This is a genomic window from Arthrobacter sp. Y3221159, assembly GCF_059089885.1.
In genome coordinates, this window is the sequence record NZ_JBNHFC010000002.1 from 293,416 (window position 1) to 308,363 (window position 14,948).

Here is a 14,948-nt window from a genome sequence, read left to right on the forward strand (position 1 = left end):
GCACCGTTGGCCGCGCCCCTGCCAGGGCGCGGCCAAGCATTGGCCGCAGGCCGGAGACGCTGCCGGCGGGAGACACCGCCGTCAAGACAGGATAAGCATGAAAGTCATTGGATTTGGGGACAACATCGTGGACCGGTTCCTGGACCGCGGGGTTATTTATCCGGGTGGAAACTCACTTAACTTTGCGGTCATGGCACGCCACCTCGGCCTGGAATCCGCCTACATGGGTGTCTTCGGTTCCGATCCTTTGGGCGCCTTTGTCCGTTCCGCGGCGGAAGCGGAGGGAGTAGATGTCAGCAGGTGCCAGACCCGCCAGGGCCCTAACGGCGTCACTGACATAAAGGTTATCGACGGAGACCGCATCTTCCTGGGCTGGAACGAAGGGGGTGTCACCATCAGCCAACCGTTCGTACTCGAGCCTGAACACCGGAACCACCTTGCCGCTGCAGCTCTTGTCCATTCGAGCGTTTACTCCGCCTCCGAAGACCAACTCCCGGCACTGCGGGCGGCCGGACCATTGGTGAGCTTTGATTATTCCTGGGAGCCGGAGCGCCGGAGTGACCAATATTTGCGGCGTACGGCCCCGTTCGTGGATCTGGCCCTGTTATCGCTGGGAAACGCACCATTTGAGGCTGTTGCACAAGAGTTAGCCCGCGCGACAGCGGCAGGCGCCTCGCTTGCCGTTGCCACCAGGGGGGCCGCCGGCGCAGTACTGTACGACGGCGAGCAGTTGTTCACGCAAGTAGCAGCACCAACGGACGTGCACAGATTCGTCGATACCATGGGCTGCGGAGACGCCTTCGTTACGGGATTGAGCGTGAGCCTCCTTCGGTCCGGATGGGCGCGGGATGCCCCGCCAACTGCAGATTCCCTGCGTCGTGCCCTTGCTTTCGCCGCGGAAACGGCCGCCGGGCAGTGCTACGTTGAAGGTGCATTCGGGCACGGCCACCGCGTCGCGGCAGCAACTAGGATCTGAAGCAGAATTGTCCTCATGGGAACCGCGCCAGAGCGTTTCCAGACCAGAAAGGGAGCCGGATGTCGCCGGATCATCAGCACGGGGGCGCTCCGACCATTTCGGAAGTTGCCGCTGCCGCTGGAGTTGGCAGGGCCACCGTTGCCCGCACCCTGGGCAACTACGGTTCGGTCAGTGATGCCACCCGCGCAAAGGTCCTGCTGGCTGCCGAACGGTTGGGCTATCAAGCCAACACCCTGGCACGCAGCATGAGCACCGGCATCACCAAAACGCTGGGCATTGTTCTTGCGGACGTGGCCAACCCCTTCTTTTCGGGGGTCCTCAGGGGCATCTCTGAAACGGCTAAACAAGCCGGATACGATGCCATCACCTTGAGCACTGACGAGAAGCTGGAACTGGAACGCGACGCCATCGGGGTTCTGCTGGCCAAACAGGTTGACGGCCTTGTTGTTGCGTCAGCAGCGGGAAGGAACGACGACGTCTCGCACATCTCCGCCGCGATGGAGCGTGGAATACCGGTGGTCCTTATCGACCGCCTGGTGGACGGCCTGGATATCGACTCGGTGGTCATTGATAACCGGGAAGCCGCCCGCACCGCCGTCGCGTCCTTGATTGCGAACGGCCATCACAGGATTGCCTTCGCTTGGGGCCCGGTGACCCTAAGCCCCGCAACGGACCTGCAGCAGATGCACAAGATCCTCGATGAGGCCCTCTGGAGTGACGGTGAACGCCTTCGCGGTTATCTGGATGCCCTGGAAGAAGCAGGCATACCGTTCGATACCGCCCTGGTAACGCACGTCCTAAAAAATGAAAGACAGGCAACCAGGGCCATCGGCGGAATGCTTGCCCTGGCCGATCCCCCCACTGCCGTCTTCACCACGGAAACCGAGGCAACAGTGGGCGCCCTCCATGCACTGCGCATGCACAACCGGCGAATCCTCAAGGACGTGTCCCTGATCGGCTTCGATGACAGCCCATGGGCCGCGGTCATGGAACCACCCCTGACCATGATCCAGCAGCCCATGCGCGAGCTGGGCGCCGCCGCTGCACAGCAGCTCCTCGCCCGCATCGGTGGTGATTCCTCCGCGCCGAGGAAGCATGTACTGCCCTCCACCCTTATTGCCCGCTCTTCCGACGGCCCTGCGCCTTCACGAGCGGCCGAATAAACCGAGGGCAAGTATTTCCTCCTGAAACCCTTCCCCGGGGCGGCTAATCATGATTCACTGTGGTACCGGTATCACTTAGTCCCAAAAGCACACGTGGTGTAGGTGCCATCCAACGGAGGGCGGCGCTCTTCGTCCCGTGGACCTCGGCTATTCAGCCATCCGAGCGAAAGTAGAAAACCATGCGGAAAAGCACGCACATGATCACAGCCCTGCTGGCGGGCACAGCCCTTGTTTTGACCGGTTGCGCCGGCGGGAGCCAGCCCGCCGCGCAGTTGGATCTGCAAAAGGAGCCCGAGTACTCGGGAACTCTGAGCATCCTTACCAAATTTGGCGGCGATCCCCTCGAACCGTACTTCGAGGACCTGGCAGCGGAGTACACCAAACTCCACCCGGATGTCTCCTTCGAACTCATCCAGGAAACCGACCAGAGCATCAAGGACAAAACGAAGACCCTCACCGCGTCCCAAGCGCTGCCGGACATCTACTTCACGTGGGCGGGGAACTGGGCAGACAACTTCATCGACGGTGGCCTTGCAGCGGATCTGACGCCGGCTATTGCTCCTGGAACCGACTGGGGAAACACCTTCGGCGAGTCGTCGCTCAAGGCCTTCGAGAAGGACGGCAAGTACTTTGCCGTACCTCTCTACAACAACGGCAAATTCATGGGTTACAACCAGAAAGTTTTTAAGGACTTGGGCCTCAACCCGCCGTCTACCTTCGAGGAACTGATCTCCTCCTGCTCAGTACTCAAAGGGGCCGGTTACGAACCTATTTCGTTTGGGAACAAAGACGGCTGGCCGGGCCTGCACTACCTGCAACAGTTGTTCGCCTATGAGGTCCCTGCTGAAGAATTGGAAGCCGACTTCGATCCCCAGACGGCGAAGCTCGAGAATCAGGGCTACCTCCGGGCCATGGAACAGTTCACGGAGCTCATCAACGAATGCACCGGCAGCGGCAAGGACTCGAACGGCGTCCTATACACCACCGCCCAGCAGGCATTGGCTAGCGGTGCCGCCGGAATGTACTACCAGGAGGTCCTCGAATTCGACACAACGGCCTCAGAGGGATCCCGGCTCAAAAACGACGGTTTGGGCATCTTCAGGCTGCCCCCCTCAAGCACGGCGAAGGGCGACACAAAGGCAATTGAAGGTTCTCCGGAGGGATACCTGATCAATGCCAAATCGAAAAACGCGGCACTTGCTGTTGACTTCATGAAATTCGCCACGAGCAAGGAGAACGCCACGAGGCTTTCAGCGCCGCCTTACGGTCAGCCCAGCGCTGTCAGGGGCGCGGTATCGGAGCAAAACTCGTCCGGACCGGTGGTCGAGGGTATCAAGCAGGTGAATGAAGCATCCGACGCCATTATCTGGCTGGACTCAGTCACAGTTCCCGAAGTGGCCGACGCCTGGCTGGCCGGCGGCGAAGCCCTTGTAGCCGGGACCCAGTCCCCACAACAAGTCCTTGACGCTGTACGTTCCGCGTCCAACTCAGCCAGGTAGCGGATCCTGCCATGACAGCTTCCAACACGATCCGGAGGCCTGCTCCTTCGGCCTCCGGATCTGACGCCAGAAGTCTCCCCAGCGGCCGGCAAAGGCCCGGGAGTAGCGCCCGCCGGTGGCGCAACTTGGTGTGGGTCCTGCCAGCAGTCGTGCTCCTTAGTGTCTTCTGCTACCTGCCACTCGTGCAGAATTTGGGCTTCAGCCTCCTCAAGTGGGACATCTACAGCGGTCGGCAGACCTTTGTTGGTGCCGACAACTACGTCAAGATGGTCAATGACCCGATTTTCTGGAAATCGCTCGTCAACAACACCCTTTATGCCGGGATCTCAATCATCTTCCAGGTGTTCGGAGCGCTGGTTCTGGCAGCTCTTGTCGAGGGATTGCCCAGTCAGCGGTGGCGGGGCGCTCTCCGGGCAATCTACTTCGTTCCCTCCGCGATATCCCTGACCGTGGCCGGGCTCCTGTTCTATTTCATCTATGAGCCGCGGATGGGCATCCTGAACGCCGCGCTTGAAACCCTGGGGCTCGGACACCTCGCACAAGCCTGGCTCGGCCAGGAAAACACCGCGATCTTCGGCATCATCGCCATGAGCCAGTGGCAGGGCTTTGGCTACTGCACCCTGCTCTTCGCAGTGGCGCTGCAACGTATTCCCACCGAACTTTTCGAGGCGGCGTCAATCGACGGCGTTGGCCCCGTCCGCCGGTTCTTCTCTATTTCCCTGCCCCTTGTCCGCGAGATGAGCAGCCTCATGATGATAGTGACAGTCTCAGGGGCCTTCCAGGTTTTCAACGAGGTGATGGTCATGACCACGGGTGGCCCCAACAATTCCAGCCAGGTCCTGGGCACCTGGCTCTACCGCAGCGGTTTTGTCCGCAACGACTTCGGCTATGCCGCCGCCATTGCCACCGCTGTTTTCGTCATCACGCTCGTCCTCGCAGTACTCCAGCTCCGGCTGGCCAAGCGCAGGAGGGTGGAATGGTGACGCGCGCTTCAGTCCTGATGCTCCTGGGACGGGTTTTTGTCCAGGCCTTCCTGGTGGCCTTGGCTATCGTCGTTATCTACCCCTTGCTGTGGATGCTGCTGAACGGGGTGAAATCGAATTCCGAGTTGTTCGCCGATCCGTTTGCGCTTCCGGAAACCTGGCGGTGGGAAAACTATGTGACCGCCTGGAACCGCGGCGTGGGTGACTACCTCACCACGAGCGTACTTGTCACGTTGGCCTCCACGGTAGCCACAGTGCTGATCAGTGCTTGGGCTGCCTACGGCCTGACCAGGGTCAAGATTCCCTTCAACCGGACCATCCTGATTCTGATCCTGGCCGGGTTGATGCTGGCGCCGACGGTGGCCCTGATTCCCCTGGTGAAGATGTTCCAGGCCCTGGGCCTCTACAACAGCTTCTGGGCGCTGCTGATTCTTTACACCGCTTTCCGGGTTCCGTTCACCACCTTCCTGATCCGTGCCTACATGCTGGATTTGCCGTCGGAGGTGGATGAGGCCGCCTCCGTGGACGGCGCCTCCAAGGCACGGGCGTTCTGGCAGGTCATCCTGCCGATGTGCCGGCCAATCATCATCTCCACCATCCTGCTGAACGTTCTCTTCACCTGGAATGAATACCTTTTCGCAATGATCTTCACCAGCGGCGGGGCGCTGCAGACGCTGCCGGTGGGACTTACGAATCTCATGGCCAAACACGGCACGGACTATCCCGTGGTGTTTGCGGGAATGGCCATCGCCGCCGTCCCAGTGATCGTGCTCTTCTTCGCGGGCCAGCGTTATTTCATCCGTGGCCTGGCAGACGGCGTGGGGAAGTGATGGTGGCCGGTTTCGGCCTGGACCAAGTCTGTGGCTCCAACTTCGCGTATCAGCACCACACCCTCGAGCGTTGCCTGGACGACATGGTGGAGCTGGGGCGCACCAAGGTGGAGTTGTGGGGCATAGCTCCCCACCTGCACCTCGCGGACGCAGACGGGCACCGGGTCAAGAAGGTGGCGAAGCTGCTGCGTGAACGTGGGCTCTCCCTAGCCTGCCTGACGCCTGAGCAGGTGGCCTACCCGGTCAACATCGCTTCAGGCGAGGCATGGCTGCGGGAGGGCAGCGTGCAGCTTTTCCTCCGGGCTGCCGAAATATGCAGTGAGCTGGAATCGCCCCTGTTGTTCCTCACCTCCGGCCGCGGTTACGAGGACGAGCCGTTGGAATTTGCCTGGGAACGAAGTGTCCTTGCCTTGCAGGCGATCAGTGAACGGGCCTCGGAACTGGGGGTGTCCTGCGTATTGGAACCGCTGCAGCGGGTGGAGTCGAATCTGGTCACCGACCTGTCATCGCTTCGACGCATGGTCGAGGACGTGGGGCATCCTGCCCTTGGGGTGGTGATCGACACTGTGGCATTGGCAGTGGCAGGAGATGCGATCAGTGACTATGGCGAGGCTTTTGGGAAAAGGGTGCGCCACGTACACCTGATAGATGGCTCACCCGCCGGTCACTTGGCTTGGGGAGACGGCAACCTGGACCTGACGGCAATACTGCGTGCGTTAGGGCAGTTGGAGTACACGGAATCGTTCACGTTTGAACTATTCGGCGGCGGATCGTACACGCTGGAACCGCGCACGTCCTTCCAGAAGTGCCTTAATGCATTCAGGGACAGCGCCCTCCAAGCTTCAGCAGGAGGGCGCTGTGGCTAGCACGCCACGGACGCGTATCTGACCAACGCCCACCATCGGGGAGACAAGGGCACACGCCTCCCACCCCGGCGAACTAAGATGGATCAGATAGCCAACCACCGGACCCGGCTCCGCCGTGTCCTGCCGAAAGTAGCGCGCGCCATTCCATCCCAACCGGACGAGAGTACGGATCTGGCAATACAGACCCCCGCAATCAACGACCGCTCCTTGGCGGCCGGGCTTGCCTACGCCATGGGCAGCCGCGTCTCCGGGATCTCGTTCGACGCCGGGACCGGGCTCATGCTGGGCAAGGTCCGGGGCGGTGCCGACGTGCCCTACTCCACCACCGCCAAGCTGGTCCGCAGGGGTGGCGGCTGGAGCTGCACGGTGGGCGTCTGCAGCTGCCCCGTGCGCAAGGACTGCAAGCATGTGGCCGCCCTGCTCTTTGCCGCGGAGGACAACCCGGCCATCCGCGTGCAGCTGTTGTCCCCGGGGGTTGCCACCCAGGTGTCCCGGGAGCCCGCCGGCGCAGTCCTGTCCGACTGGGAGCAGGCACTCAGCCCGCTCATCTCGCAGGCCGGAAACGCACCCGCCGCCAACGGCGTCCCGCTGGCGCTCCAGTTCGAGATCGAGGAACCGGCACCGCACTTTTCCTACACCGGCCGCCGGGATCCGGTGCGCAGCGTCCGCCAGCTCAAGGCCCGTCCGGTGATCATGGGCGCCAAGGGCAAGTGGATCCGCGGCGACGTCTCCTGGAACACCCTGAGCTACCTGAACTTCCGCCGGGAGTGCAACGAGGCGCATATCGAGTGGATGCAGGAATTCCTGGCCGCGCACTCCGCCTCCGCCAGCCGGATGCACAACTCGTCCGGCCTGTGGCTGGGCCTGAACTCCTACTCGGGCAAGAACCTGTGGAGCCTGCTGTCCGACGCCCGCAAGATCGGGCTCGCACTGGTGCACTCGCGCGGCACGGAGCCGGTCCGGATCGCAGAGGCCCCCGCCGCCGTCGGACTCAACCTTGGGCGATACGGCACGCAGGCCAGGGGCGACGGCGGACAGGACGCCGCGCCCGACGGCGGGCTGGAACTTTCTTCCACCATCACCGTGGAGGGAAGCCAGGTTGATCCCGCCTCGGTGGGGACGATCGGACGGCCGGCGCACGGGCTGTTCTTCACCACGGGCGAAGCCGCGCTGCCAGGTGTCCCCGATCCCGACGGCGTCATCACCCTGGCACCGCTGGAGGCCGGACTGAGCGAGGAACTCCTGGCCTTCGTCACGGCCGGCAGCGCCCTCCACATCCCCGCGAAGGACGAATCGCGGTTCCTCACCGGCTTCTATCCGAAACTCAAGCAGAAGGCCCGGGTAACTGCACGGGACGAGTCGGTGGAGCTGCCCGCCCTTGCCGTTCCCAGCCTCTCGCTGCTGGCGAACTACGGCGCCGACCACCGCGTGCGCCTGCACTGGGAGTGGCACTACAAGAGCGGCAACCTGGTCACCGCCCAGCCGTTGTGGCGCCACCCCGGCGACCACGGCTACCGCGACGACGCTGCGGAGGCGCGCATCCTGGAAGGCATCGGCCAGCCCTGGGACGTGGTTCCTGCCCTTGGTGAGTCCGCAACCGGAGGCTGGGGCACTCCCCGGCTGGCGGCGTCGGCCGAGCTGAAGGGCCTGGACACGCTGGCCTTCACCGAGGAGGTGCTGCCGCGGCTCCGTCAGGCGCCGGACGTTGAGGTGGAGACAGCGGGCGATATCGCCGACTACCGGGAGGCCGAGGAGGCACCGGTGGTCTCCATCTCCACCAAGGCCACCGAGCAGCGCGACTGGTTCGACCTGGGCATCCAGATTTCCCTCGAGGGGCAGCCGGTCTCCTTCGCTGCCGTGTTCTCCGCGCTGGCCGCGGGGCAGACCAAGATGTTGCTGCCCAGCGGCGCGTACTTCTCGCTGGACCTGCCGCAGCTGCACCAGCTGCGGGCGCTGATCGAAGAGGCGCGGTCGCTGCAGGACAACAAGGACGCTCCGCTGCAGATCAGCCGCTTCCAGGCAGGGCTGTGGGACGAGCTGGCGCAGCTGGGGATCGTGGACCAGCAGGCTGCGGCCTGGCGTTCGGCCGTGGGCGGCCTCCTGGAGGGCGGCACGGACGGGCTGCCGCTGCCGGCGTCGCTGGACGCGGAGCTCCGGCCCTACCAGCTGGAGGGCTTCAACTGGCTCACATTCCTGTACAAGCACAGCCTGGGCGGCGTGCTTGCCGACGACATGGGCCTCGGCAAGACCGTGCAGGCACTGGCCCTGATGTGCGCGGCGAAGGAACAGGCTGTTGCCGCAGCCGGCGCCGATGCAAAGGCGCCCGACGGCGGTGCTGCCGCCGGCTCCTCAAGCCAGCCAGCCGCCGTCGCGCCCTTCCTGGTGGTGGCCCCCACCAGCGTGGTGGGCAACTGGGCAGCCGAAGCAGCCCGCTTCGCGCCCGGACTGAAGGTGCAGGCGGTGGGCGAGACGTTCGCCAAGAGCGGGCAGGATCCCCTGGCCGCACTCACGGATGCGGACGTTGTCATCACGTCCTACGCGCTGTTCCGCATCGACTACGACTCCTACGCCTCCCGCTCCTGGTCCGGCCTGGTGCTGGACGAGGCGCAGTTCGTGAAGAACCACCAGTCCAAGGCCTACCAGTGCGCCCGCAAGCTGCCGGCCGCCTTCAAGCTGGCCATCACCGGCACACCGCTGGAGAACAACCTCATGGAATTCTGGGCGTTGACCTCCATTGTGGCGCCGGGCCTGTTTTCCAGTCCCAAGCGGTTCGCGGAGTACTACCAGAAGCCCGTGGAGAAAAACGGCGACAAGGGGCAGCTGGACAAGCTCCGCCGCCGGGTCCGCCCGCTGATGCTGCGCCGCACCAAGGACCAGGTGATCAAGGACCTGCCGCCCAAGCAGGAGCAGATCCTGGAGGTGGTGCTGAACCCACGGCACCAGAAGGTCTACCAGACGCATCTGCAGCGCGAACGGCAGAAGATCCTGGGGCTGATCGAGGACGTGAACAGGAACCGGTTCACCATCTTCCAGTCACTGACCCTGCTGCGGCAGCTGAGCCTGGACGCCTCCCTTGTTGACCCGGCCCTGACCGGGATCCGGTCCAGCAAGCTGGATGTCCTGTTCGAACAGCTCGAGGACCTGGTGGCGGAGGGCCACCGGGCGCTGATTTTCAGCCAGTTCACCGGGTTCCTGGGGAAGGTGCGCGAGCGGCTTGATGAGGAGGGCATCGAGTACTGCTACCTCGACGGCGGCACCCGCAACCGTGCCGACGTGGTCAGCGAGTTCAAGAACGGCAGCGCTCCGGTGTTCCTGATTTCGCTGAAGGCCGGCGGCTTCGGGCTGAACCTCACGGAGGCCGACTACGTCTTCCTGCTGGATCCCTGGTGGAACCCGGCGTCGGAGGCCCAGGCCGTGGACCGGACGCACCGGATCGGGCAGGCCCGGAACGTGATGGTGTACCGCCTGGTGGCCAAGGACACCATCGAGGAAAAGGTCATGGCGCTGAAGGCCCGGAAGTCGCAGCTGTTCGCCGACGTCATGGAAGGCGATGCCCTCGCTGGCGGGGCCATCACGGCCGAGGACCTTGCGGGGCTGTTCAAGGAGTAGCGGCTGCCGGCCTGCTCTGCCGCCAGGGGCGTTTACTTACGAAAGCCCCTGCGGCGGCAGCGTCAGGATCTCGGCACCGCTGGCGGTAATGGCGATCGTGTGCTCACTGTGCGCTGTACGGCAGCCCGTGGCGCTCCGGAGCGTCCACCCGTCGGCGTCGGTGACCAGTTCTGCGGTGTCCGCCATGACCCAGGGCTCCAGCGCAAGCAGCAGTCCGGGCCGGAGCTTGAAGCCGCGGCCGGGACGTCCGGCATTCGGAACATGCGGGTCCTGGTGCATGGTGGATCCGATGCCGTGGCCACCGAACTGGGTGTTAACGGGGTATCCCGCGTCGCTGAGGACCGAGCCGATGGCGTGCGAGATGTCGCCGATGCGCGCCCCCGGTCCGGCAGCGGCGATCCCTGCCCGCAGTGCCCGCTCCGTTGCCTCGATCAGGGCCACGCTCTCCGGGTGCTTGCTTTCGCCCACAATGAAGCTGATGGCGGAGTCCGCCGCCACCCCGCCCTTCAGGACGGCGAGGTCAAGCGTCAGCAGGTCCCCGTCGGCCAGGGCGTAGTCGTGCGGCAACCCGTGCAGCACGGCATCGTTGACGCCGGTGCAGATGTAGTGGCCGAACGGTCCGCGCCCGAAGGACGGCGCGTAATCGACATAGCAGGACTCCGCGCCGGCTTCGAGGATCATGTCCCTGGCCCAGGCGTCGATCTCCAGGAGGTTGGTGCCCACCGTGGTGCGGCTCTTCAGCATGTGCAGGATGTTGGCCACCAGGGCGCCGGTTTCCTTCGCCCGGGCCACCTCGGCGGCATTCAGGATCTCAATCATGGGGCAGCCTCCTCGAAACCAACTACAGTACCGGCCCCATCCTGCGGCGGGGACAGCGCAGCGCGCAAGCCGCTACACCGGCGCCTGCTCCCGGTCCTCGAACGGGTCCCTGGGCAGGACAAACGGCAGGGCGTAGAACTCCTCCCAAAGGTCATCATCGGCCGGAAGGTCGTCGGGGTCCTCCAAGTTCCCGCTTAGCGGCTCCTCGATGGGCGGTTCGGGGTACAGGCGGTCGAAGTCCGGCCAAGTGTCCGGGTGCGGCATGTCCGGCCAGCCTTGCCGCTCGCCCGTCTCTGCCAAGATCCATGAGTCATCTGCCTCCGGCAGGCCTTGCGCCTCACCCATGCGTGGCAGGTGTGGTGGTTCCCAGTCCTGGTGTTCGCTGTTGTAGGTGCGGCCTGCCGGGGAGATCCAGCCCGGTGGTTCCTTCTTTGTTGCCGGGGTGGGTTCCCAGCCGCTGGCGTGTTTCATGCGGTGATGTTTCGGGCAGGGCTGTCCCAGGTTCCTGATCCCGGTGGTCCCGCCGTGATGCCAGGCCAGCAGGTGGTCGGCTTCATTATCGAGCGAGGCGTTGCTGCAGCCGGGGAACGGGCACTTGCCGTCCCGCAGCCGCAGCCACCGACGCATTGCAGCCGGTATCCGGTAGTTCTTGCGGCCGATCTCCAGCGGCGCCCCGTCCCGCGGGTCCACCAGCACCCGGTAGAACGACGCCGCCCCGTCGGCGACGAGTTGCCGGGCCATCGACGCCGGGACCGGCCCGTGGCCGTCCAGCACGGCGGGTTCGTCAGTGAGGCCAAGCAGGGAGAACACGGGCACGGTGACGAGCACCTGCGCCGCCGGTGACGGGACCTCCGCCAGGCTGGCCGCGGCCCCGGCGCCCGGCGCAACACTGCTCCCGGTGCTCAGCAGCGCCGCGGCGCCGGTACCTGTGGCCGCGCCCGTAGCCACGCTGCTCCCGGCGCCCAGGAGCGCCGCAGCCCCGATATCCGCCATCAGTTGGGAAAGGGTGCGTGGCTCATCCGGGCCCTGGAGGCCGCGGGCCAGTGCCCTGGTCCGGTTCCATGCCGCGTTGGCCTGCTCGGCGGGCAGCAACAGCGAGACCCAGCCCATCCCGTCGCGGTCCGGAGAATACTCCATCCGCCGCTGGGCCACACCCCGAGCATGCCGGGTTTCGATCGATTCCGGGTGGTGGCGTTCCCGCCAAGACCGCACCTTCCGCCGCAACCTCGCCGGCGGCAACTCCCCCGCCACACCCCCGGGCCCGGCCCCAAGTGCGTCAGGACCAGCCGCGCCGGGGGTGAGGAAGTGAGCTTCCAGGGCCGCCGCGCCGGCGGCGTTCAGGCCCGTGGCCTCGTCCACCAGGACCTGGGCGTTCTGCCACGACACCGTCCCGGCCTGCAGCGCGTCCAATGCTGCAGGCAGGCTGCTGGTCAAAGCGTGCGATGCACCGATCAGCGCGCCCGCGGCGCGTTCGCCGATGGTCAGGACGCAGGCGACTTCGGCCACCACAGCCATTTGCTGGCCGGCCACCCACTGCGGACCGGCGTCCGGGTCGTGCAGCGCGGCAACTGCCCCGGCATGCCCGGCCACCAACCGCACTTTCACCGCCGCAGTGGCCGCCTCCAGTCTGGCGAGCAACGCCAACCCGTCCAGGCAGTCCGTCGGGAACGCCCGTAATGGATCACTTTCTTCACAGCCGGAAGAGTTGCCGGCAACAACACCCGCAAGCTCGTCAGCGAACCCGGTCACAGACGCCAGGGCAGCTGCAACCGCGTCCCTGCCGTCCACGCCCTCCGCCGTTGTGCCGCCCATACCCAAAGCATTGCAGGAGGGTCTGACAAAACAGCCTCTGCGCTGCGGCCTACTGGCTAATGGGCGGCATCGCCTTCCCGTTGAGCGGGCTCGCCGTCGCGTTTCGTTGGCCGGTATCCGGCGAGTTCGGCGCGGATGTCGCCTTCCTCGTGCCCGCCCTTGTTCTTGCCGATCGGAAGGGCCTTCAGCAGCGGGTGCACAACAGCCATGACGAGCAGGCCCCAGGCCAACCCGAGTACTGCCGAGCACAGCGTGTTCACGAGCCAGGCGAGGAGGCCGCCCACCACTGCAATCCCGGCAAAGGGTTTCTCAAGGACATGGACCAGGTCATAGGGCGCGTGCCAGCCAAGGTCGTATGCGCCCTGCAGCATGATGTGGCCGCCGACCCACAGCATGGCGATGGTCCCGATGAAGGTGATCCCCGCCAGCACCGCGGGCATCCCCTTGACGAGCATTTCGCCAAGTCGCTTGGAGCCGGCGGAGTCCTTGGTGGCCAGGTGGAGGCCGATATCGTCCATCTTCACGATGAGGGCAACCGCGCCGTAAACAAGGACCGTGATGACGAGGGCCACCACTACCAGGATGAGCGCCCGGGTCCATATTGATTCAGCGGCCACCTCGTTCATCGAGATGACCATGATTTCGCAGGACAGGATGAAGTCCGTGGTGATGGCGCCCTTGACCACCTTGGCCTCGGCACCCGGTCCGCGGTCAACCGCCGGAGAGTCCTCTTCCGCGGCGTGGTGGCCGCGGATCTTGTGCCAGACCTTTTCGGCCCCCTCGTAGCAAAGGTAGGTGCCGCCCAGCATCAGGATGAACGGGATGGCCCACGGGGCGAAGGCGCTGATGAGCAGCAGGGCCGGCAGGATGACCAGGAGCTTGTTCCGGAGCGAGCCCCAGAAGATCTTCTTGATCATCGGCAGCTCGCGCGACGGGTCCCTGCCGGAGACGTACTGCGGCGTGACGGCGGCGTCGTCGATGACGACGCCGGCGGCCTTAGCTCCTGCCTTGGCGGCGCCGGCCGCGACGTCGTCCACCGAGGCGGCAGCTATCCGGGCCAGGGCTGCGACGTCATCCAGCAGGGCAACGAGACCGCCGCTCACAGTTCGCTCCCGCGCTTCCCGACGGCGGACTGCTGAGCGTGGATGCTTCGGTTGAGGCTCGTTTTTGGCATGTTCGGAGTATACGTCCAGCGCATGACGGTAAAGGGATCCCAACAAGAACGAGGCAGCCAATGTTCACACCGCTCATCGCCCTTTATGCTGGATCACAACCGCAACTACAACGTTGGAGAAATTGTGCTGGCTACACCTGCCACGGACAAGGCCATCACCACCCTGGCTCCCCTGCGCCCCGATGCCTTCACGGTTCCCTACCGCGACCCGGTATGGGACGGCCCCACTGACCCCATCCTGGCGGCCGACCATCTCAGGGGCGAGTGGGTCCTGTTCTACACGCAGCGCCGGGCCACGAAAGCTGGCCTGACCGGCGTCGAATGGGTGCACGATACGGGTATCGGCGTCGCGCGGTCATCGGATGGTGGTGCCACCTGGACCTACCAGGGCACCGTGGACGGGCTCACGACGCCGGGAACTGAACAGCCCGCAACCCTCTGGGCGCCCGACGTCGTCCGTATTGGCAGCCAGTGGATCATGTACCTTACCGTGCTGCCCGGAGTAAGGACTGACTGGACCGGGCAGGCGGGCATCGTGCAGTTCGCCAGCAAGGACCTGGAGCACTGGGAATACCTTGGTGCCATTGACCTGGACTCCCCGCGGGCCATCGATGCGGCCGTGGCACGTTGCGGGGACGGCCGCTACCGGCTCTGGTACAAGGACGAAACCCGCGACTGCAACACCTACAGCGCGGTCAGTGACACGCCGGAGGACCCGGCATCGTGGGTCCTGGAAGGAGTCGCGATTTCCGGGCGCCCCCACGAAGGGCCCAAGGTGTTCCGGATGGCCGAGGCGTACTGGATGATCGTGGACGAATGGCGGGGCCTGGCCGTCTACCGCTCTGAAGATGCCGCGGGCGACTGGACACGGCAAGAGCACCTGGACGGCCTCATCCTCACCGCGCCTGAAACGGCAGGCGGCCGGCCCGTCGTCGGACGCCATGCGGACGTGGTGCCGCTTCCCGCCGGCGGGGACGGCGCGGAGCGGGCCCTGCTGGTGTACTTCACGCATCCGTACTGGGGCGGGGAGGACATCGGCAGCATGGAAGCGGGCCCGCGCACGCGCCTGAGCCACGTCCGGGCGGCCGTCCTGGAAGTCCGTGACGGCGTCCTGGTGTGCACCGAACACTGAAGGCAGCACGCACGACAGCGGGCCAAACCCTGGAACTATAAGCCAGCTGCTGCCGGCACCGGTCCAGGGCTTGGCCCTCTGCCTG

Annotated in this window: 11 protein-coding genes; 8 read left to right on the forward strand and 3 right to left on the reverse strand. The window is 65.0% G+C overall.

Annotated elements, in window-relative coordinates:
- Positions 1-97: 97 nt before the first annotated feature.
- From AC5RT3_RS03775 to AC5RT3_RS03805, 7 genes are all read left to right on the forward strand, one after another.
- Positions 98-976, forward strand: a complete 879-nt coding sequence (locus AC5RT3_RS03775; RefSeq protein ID WP_494123534.1) for a PfkB family carbohydrate kinase — start codon at positions 98-100, stop codon at positions 974-976.
- Positions 977-1,035: 59 nt separating this feature from the next.
- Entirely contained in the window at positions 1,036-2,139 is a 1,104-nt protein-coding gene (locus AC5RT3_RS03780) for a LacI family DNA-binding transcriptional regulator (protein ID WP_494123535.1), read from the forward strand.
- 179 nt (positions 2,140-2,318) lie between these two features.
- Positions 2,319-3,638 carry an ABC transporter substrate-binding protein gene (locus AC5RT3_RS03785; RefSeq protein WP_494123536.1) on the forward strand — a complete coding sequence of 440 codons (1,320 nt, stop codon included), beginning with the start codon at positions 2,319-2,321 and terminating at the stop codon, positions 3,636-3,638.
- A 182-nt stretch (positions 3,639-3,820) separates the two neighbouring features.
- Complete coding sequence (locus AC5RT3_RS03790; RefSeq protein WP_494123537.1) at positions 3,821-4,621, forward strand: carbohydrate ABC transporter permease; 801 nt, start codon at positions 3,821-3,823, stop codon at positions 4,619-4,621.
- Positions 4,615-5,451: a carbohydrate ABC transporter permease gene (locus AC5RT3_RS03795; RefSeq protein WP_494053583.1), complete on the forward strand. Its 837-nt coding sequence runs from the start codon at positions 4,615-4,617 to the stop codon at positions 5,449-5,451. The genes AC5RT3_RS03790 and AC5RT3_RS03795 overlap by 7 nt, the downstream gene beginning before the upstream one ends.
- On the forward strand, positions 5,451-6,317 hold the full coding sequence (locus AC5RT3_RS03800) for a sugar phosphate isomerase/epimerase family protein (RefSeq protein ID WP_494123564.1): 867 nt from the start codon (positions 5,451-5,453) through the stop codon (positions 6,315-6,317). The genes AC5RT3_RS03795 and AC5RT3_RS03800 overlap by 1 nt, the downstream gene beginning before the upstream one ends.
- A gap of 141 nt (positions 6,318-6,458) precedes the next feature.
- Positions 6,459-9,926, forward strand: a complete 3,468-nt coding sequence (locus AC5RT3_RS03805) for a DEAD/DEAH box helicase (protein ID WP_494123565.1) — start codon at positions 6,459-6,461, stop codon at positions 9,924-9,926.
- A gap of 36 nt (positions 9,927-9,962) precedes the next feature.
- Here the strand turns inward: AC5RT3_RS03805 and map are convergent, their stop codons facing one another.
- The 3 genes from map to AC5RT3_RS03820 all read right to left on the reverse strand — a co-directional run bounded on the left by map (position 9,963) and on the right by AC5RT3_RS03820 (position 13,660).
- Positions 9,963-10,745, reverse strand: coding sequence for a type I methionyl aminopeptidase (map, locus tag AC5RT3_RS03810; protein ID WP_494053585.1), 783 nt, complete (start codon positions 10,743-10,745; stop codon positions 9,963-9,965).
- Between the two features lie 72 nt (positions 10,746-10,817).
- Positions 10,818-12,557 (reverse strand): HNH endonuclease signature motif containing protein, encoded by a 1,740-nt coding sequence (locus AC5RT3_RS03815; protein WP_494123538.1) that lies wholly within the window; start codon positions 12,555-12,557, stop codon positions 10,818-10,820.
- A 56-nt stretch (positions 12,558-12,613) separates the two neighbouring features.
- Positions 12,614-13,660: a DUF808 domain-containing protein gene (locus tag AC5RT3_RS03820; protein ID WP_494053462.1), complete on the reverse strand. Its 1,047-nt coding sequence runs from the start codon at positions 13,658-13,660 to the stop codon at positions 12,614-12,616.
- Positions 13,661-13,855: 195 nt separating this feature from the next.
- Here AC5RT3_RS03820 and AC5RT3_RS03825 point away from each other — a divergent pair, with 195 nt between their 5' ends.
- Positions 13,856-14,863, forward strand: a complete 1,008-nt coding sequence (locus AC5RT3_RS03825) for a family 43 glycosylhydrolase (RefSeq protein WP_494053461.1) — start codon at positions 13,856-13,858, stop codon at positions 14,861-14,863.
- Positions 14,864-14,948 lie beyond the last annotated feature (85 nt).

Excerpts from the sequence above, each read along its gene's own strand:
- AC5RT3_RS03815 (WP_494123538.1), bottom strand. The coding sequence starts at position 12,557 with ATGGGCGGCACAACGGCGGAGGGCGTGGACGGCAGGGACGCGGTTGCA.
- AC5RT3_RS03800 (WP_494123564.1), top strand. The coding sequence starts at position 5,451 with ATGGTGGCCGGTTTCGGCCTGGACCAAGTCTGTGGCTCCAACTTCGCG.
- AC5RT3_RS03775 (WP_494123534.1), top strand. The coding sequence starts at position 98 with ATGAAAGTCATTGGATTTGGGGACAACATCGTGGACCGGTTCCTGGAC.
- AC5RT3_RS03780 (WP_494123535.1), top strand. The coding sequence starts at position 1,036 with ATGTCGCCGGATCATCAGCACGGGGGCGCTCCGACCATTTCGGAAGTT.
- AC5RT3_RS03795 (WP_494053583.1), top strand. The coding sequence starts at position 4,615 with ATGGTGACGCGCGCTTCAGTCCTGATGCTCCTGGGACGGGTTTTTGTC.
- map (WP_494053585.1), bottom strand. The coding sequence starts at position 10,745 with ATGATTGAGATCCTGAATGCCGCCGAGGTGGCCCGGGCGAAGGAAACC.
- AC5RT3_RS03785 (WP_494123536.1), top strand. The coding sequence starts at position 2,319 with ATGCGGAAAAGCACGCACATGATCACAGCCCTGCTGGCGGGCACAGCC.